At 64.7% G+C, this 5259-nt stretch carries 1 protein-coding gene; it reads right to left on the bottom strand.

Going from position 1 to position 5259, the window contains the following annotated elements; all coding sequences use genetic code 11:
* The coding region (locus ACODSD_RS24650; protein ID WP_488878594.1) for a calcium-binding protein at window positions 1-4969 on the bottom strand (4969 nt) is incomplete at its 3' end.
* Window positions 4970-5259: the final 290 nt, after the last annotated feature.

Here is a 5259-nt window from a genome sequence, read left to right as displayed (position 1 = left end):
CTTCGCCGAACAGACCGTCGTCGCCCGCCCCGCCTTCCAGCAGGTCGTTGCCGTTACCGCCGTACAGCGAGTCGTTGCCGCCGTTGCCCAGCATCCAGTCATCGACATTGCCGCCGCGCAGCGTGTCGCCCAACTCGGAACCGACCAGCGGCACGCCCTGCTTCATCAACTGATCGGCCGTCCACTTCACGCCGGAAGCGAAGGTGATCTGCTCGATCCAGTACACCCGATCGGCAAACCAGTCCTTCACCGTCACGCTGTCCTGGCCGTTGATGTGGCGGAACACCATATCGTTGCCGCTGCGCAGCACCTGGATGTCGCTTTCCTTGATGCCCACACCGAACACCAACTCATCACGGTAGGCGTCGTTCACCGTCGGTGCATCCGCCTTGTCGATGATGACGTCCTGGCCATCGCCCAGATTGAACAGATAGGTGTCGCGCGCATAGCTGCCGGTCAGCGTGTCGTTGCCGGTGCCGCCTTCAAACACGTTGTCGTAACCTCTCCATCCGGCAAACAACTGGTCGTTGCCGGCGCCGCCACGCAGGGTGTCACCCTCTACGCGCCAGCCACCGCCATCATTATTGCCGTAGATCACGTCGTCGCCGTCGCCGCCTTCCAGCAGGTCAGCACCGTTGCCGCCATTCAGCGTGTCGTTGCCTGCACCGCCGCGCAGCGTGTCGTTGCCGTCTTCGCCGTACAGGCTATCATTATCCGTTCCGCCTTCCAGCAGATCGTTGCCGGCCCCGCCGTACAGGGTGTCGTTGCCGGCGCCGCCGAACAGGCTGTCGTTGCCTTCATTGCCGAACAACTGGTCATCCCCGGCCAGGCCGAAGATCACGTCATTGCCCTTGGCGCCCTTCAGCGTATCCGCGCCGTCGGTGCCGTTCAGGGTCACGGCCGCCAGGCTGATCAGTTCGAGCAGACTCCAGCTGCCGCCGTTGGCGAACACGATGCTGCCGGACCATGAGCTCTGAACCGACATGCCGGCCTGGATCGTGATGCTGTCCACGCCGTTGCCATGTCGCAGCACCACATCGTCGCCAATGCGCACCACGGTGATGTCGGTCACCGAAATCCCCACGCCGAAGCGGATCTCCTCGTAGCTGCTCCAAGCGAGGTTGACGCCCTTTTCGCCATAGCGAATGGTGTCCTGGCCGTCGCCCAGATTGAAGATATAGACATTGCGCCCGGCGCCGCCTTCCAGCACGTCGTTGCCTGCGCCGCCCTTCAAGGTGTCGTTGCCGCCGCGGCCAATCAGGGTGTCGTTGCCGGCGCCGCCGTCCAGCAGGCTGCCGCCCGCGCCGCCGATCAACACATCATTGCCGGCGGTGCCGATATAGATGCCGCTGGCCCACTGATTGATCTGCACTGAGGTCCAGCTGCTGCCGTCGGCGAACACCACGCCGCCCACCCAGTTGCTCTGGCTGAGGAACCAGCCCTGGATCAGCACCGAATCCACGCCGTTGACGTGTTGCAGCAACACGTCGTCGCCCACGCGCACCACGGTGATGTCGGTCACCGAGATGCCGGCGCCAAAGCGGATTTCGCTCTGGTGGCTGACGCTGACGTTCAAGGAGTTGTTGATCACCACGTCGCGGCCGTCGCCCAGATTGAAGACGTAGATGTCTTGGCTGCCGCCGCCCTTGAGGGTGTCGTTGCCCTTGCCGCCTTCCAGGATGGACACGCCGCCGCCTGCGCTGATCAACACATCGTTGCCGGCGCCGCCTTTCAGGGTGTCGTTGCCGCCGCCGCCGATCAGCACGTCGTCGCCGTCGCCGCCGTCCAGCAGGTCATGGCCCTTGCCGCCCTTGAGGACGTCGTTGCCGCTGGTGCCGATGAAAATGCCCGCGGCGAACTGATTGATCTGCACCGAAGTCCAGCTGCTGCCGTCGGCGAACACCACGCTGCCCACCTGGGACAATTGGCTGCTGAACCAGCCCTGGATGCGCACCGAGTCGCTGCCGTTGACGTGTTGCAGCACGATGTCGTCGCCTACGCGCACCACGGTGATGTCGGTCACCGAAATCCCCGCGCCGAAGCGGATTTCGCTGCTCATGCCCACCGATACGTTCAGCGAGTTGTTGATGATGAGATCGCCGCCGTCGCCCAGATTGAACACATAGATGTTCCGGTCCGCGCCGCCGCGCAGGGTGTCGTTGCCCTTGCCGCCGTCCAGGATCACCGTGCCGCTGCCGGTGGCGATCAGCACGTCGTTGCCGTTGCCGCCGCGCAAGGTGTCGTTGCCGCCGCCGCCAATCAGCGTATCGTCGCCGTCGCCGCCTTCCAGCAGATCGCTGCCGCTGCCGCCGTGGAAGGCGTCGTTGCCGCTGCCGCCCACATAGACGCCTTTGACGAACTGGTTGATCTGCACCGAGGTCCAGCTGCCGCCGTCGGCGAACACCACGCTGCCCACTTGCATGCTCTGGCTGCTGAACCAGCCCTGGATGCGCACCGAGTCGCTGCCGTTGACATGCTGCAACAGCACGTCGTCGCCCACCCGCACCACGGTGATGTCGGTCACCGAAATGCCCACGCCGAAGCGGATCTCGCTGCTCACGCCCACCGACACGTTCAGCGAGTTGTTGATGATCACATCGCTGCCGTCGCCCAGATTGAACACATAGATATTGTGCTCGCTGCCGCCTTGCAGGGTGTCGTTGCCCTTGCCGCCTTCCAGGATGGCCGTGCCGCCGCCGCTGCTGATCAGCACGTCGTTGCCGGCGCCGCCCTTCAGGGTGTCGTTGCCGCCGCCGCCGATCAGCGTATCGTCGCCGTCGCCGCCGTCCAGCAGATCGCCGCCCTTGCCGCCGGTCAGCACGTCCTTGCCGCTGGTGCCGCCCGCGGCCACCACCATGGTCAAGAGCTCGGCCGCGCTCCATTTGGAGCCGTCGGCGAACAAGACCACGCCGGCCCAGCCGGTCTTATCGACCAGGCCGTTCTTGACGCGGATGCTGTCCTGGCCGTTGACATGCTGCAGCAGCAGGTCGTTGCCGGCGCGCAGCACGCGGATGTCCTTGGCGCTGATGCCGGCCTTGAAGCGGATTTCGTCGTTGGCGCTCAAGGCGGCGATCTTGCCGATCTGGGCACCGTAGTTGATCAGGTCGCGGCCGTCGCCCACGCCGAAGACGAAGGTTTCACGGCCCTTGTTGCCGATCAGCACATCGTCGCCGGCGCCGCCTTCCATCGTGGTGTGGCCGCTGACGCCGCCTTGCAGCTGGTCGTCGCCGGCGCCGCCGCGCAAGGTGTCCTCGCCGCCGTTGCCGATCAAGGTGTCGTTGCCGGCGCCGCCGTCCAACAGATCGGACTGACCGGAGCCCAGCAGCAGATCGTCGTCATCGCCGCCGGTCTGCACTTCCAGCAGTTTCTGCGCCAGTTCCGCGCCCAGCCAGACGCTGCCGTCGGCGAACACGATCTGGCCATGCCAGCCATGCTCAAGGCTGAAGCCCGCCTGGATGGTGATGGAGTCGCGGCCGTTGGTGTGGATCAGCACGATGTCGTCGCCCTGGCGCTCCACCCGGATGTCGTCCACCGAAATGCCGACGCCAAAGACAATGCGGTCCTGCAAGGTCACGCTGACGTCCACGCCGTGCGCGGCGATCACGTCCGCGCCGTCGCCCAGGCCAAACTGGTAAATCTCTGCGCCGGCACCGCCCACCAGGGTGTCGTTGCCCGCGCCGCCGATCAGCACGCTGACGCCCGCGCCGCCGCTGACCAGCACATCATTGCCCAGGCCGCCGATCAAGGTATCGTTGCCGCCGCCGCCGATCAGCGAATCATCGCCTGCGCCGCCGTCCAGCAGATCGCTGCCTTCCCAGCCGATCAAGGTATCGTTGCCGCTGCCGCCCAGCTGGGTCAGCTTGATGTCGGCCTGGGTCCAGACCACGCCTTCGGCGAACACGATGCGCTCGATCCGGCTGGACGCGCTGGCGAAATAGCCTTCCACCACCAGGCGGTCGCTGCCGTTGACGTGGATCAGCACCAGGTTGTCGCCCTGGCGGCTGACGCTGACGTCCTTGACCAGGATGTCGGCGCCAAAACGGATTTCGTCTTTCACCGACACGTCCACGCCGCCGGCGTCGCGAATCACGTCCACGCCGTCGCCCAGGTTGAACAGGTAAACATCGGCGCCGGCGCCGCCGATCAGCAGATCGTTGCCGCGACCGCCGTGCAGCACATTGTTGCCGCTGCCGCCGTCCAGGGTGTCGTCGCCGTCGCCGCCCAGCAAGGTGTCGTTGCCGTCTTCGCCAAACAGCTTGTCGTTGCCGGCGCCGCCGTCCAGCAGATCGTCGCCGCCGCGGCCGTTCAGCACGTCATTGCCGCCCAGGCCGATCAGATGGTCCTTGCCCAGCCAGCCGTTGAGGATTTCCTTGCGCTCGCTGCCGGTCTGCACGATCACGCGCTGCGCCAGATCGTTAATGCCCCATTCGCCGCCATCGGCGAATACGATGCGCTCGATCCAGAAGCTCTTGTCGGCGAACCAGCCCTTGATGGTGACCGCGTCGTCGCCGTTGCGGTGGGACAGCAGCAAATCGTCGCCCACATGCTCCAGCTGGATGTCTTCCGGGCGGATGCCCGGGCCGAAGCGCAACTCGTCGCGGTAGGCCGGATCGCTGTCTGCCGCGTCGCGCTTGTCCTGGGCGTTGTCGGTGATGGTGTCGAAACCGTCGCCCAGATTGAACAGATAGATGTCCTTGTCCGCGCCGCCGATCAGGGTGTCGTTGCCCTCGCCGCCGGCCAGCACATTGTTGCCGCTGCCGGCATTGAGCAAATCGTCGCCGGCGCCGCCTTCCAGCGTGTCGTTGCCTGCATAGCCGTTGAGCACGTCGTCGCCGGCGCCGCCCTGCAGCAGATCATTGCCGTCATAGCCGTTCAAGGTGTCGTTGCCGGCACCGCCCTTGAGCACATCGTCCTGCGGGCCGCCTTCCAGCACGCCGCCCAGGTCGCTGCCCGTTACGCTTGTCGTCATAACTTGTTTCCTTATCAATATTTGTTTATGTCATCACGCACTACGATTTACTGCTTGGTACTGCTCTTGCCGGTTCCACCGCCTAAGAGCCTGTTCAAAGTCTGCTGCGCTTCGGCGATACGGCGTTGAAAACCCCTTCGAAATACTCATGTACCACTTGTACATTCCGCTTTCTCAGTGGTTTTCGCCTTGTCTCGCCCTTGCTCGCGAGACTTTGAATAGGCTCTAAGCCGCCTTCACTCCGCCGGCAAACCCAACAACCGTCGATAGCCCGCCAATCCCGCCTCCAC

This window comes from Chromobacterium sp. FG22, from assembly GCF_057809415.1.
The sequence above is the reverse complement of the archived record's forward strand: the minus strand, read 5'-3'. Positions and strand labels throughout refer to the sequence as shown.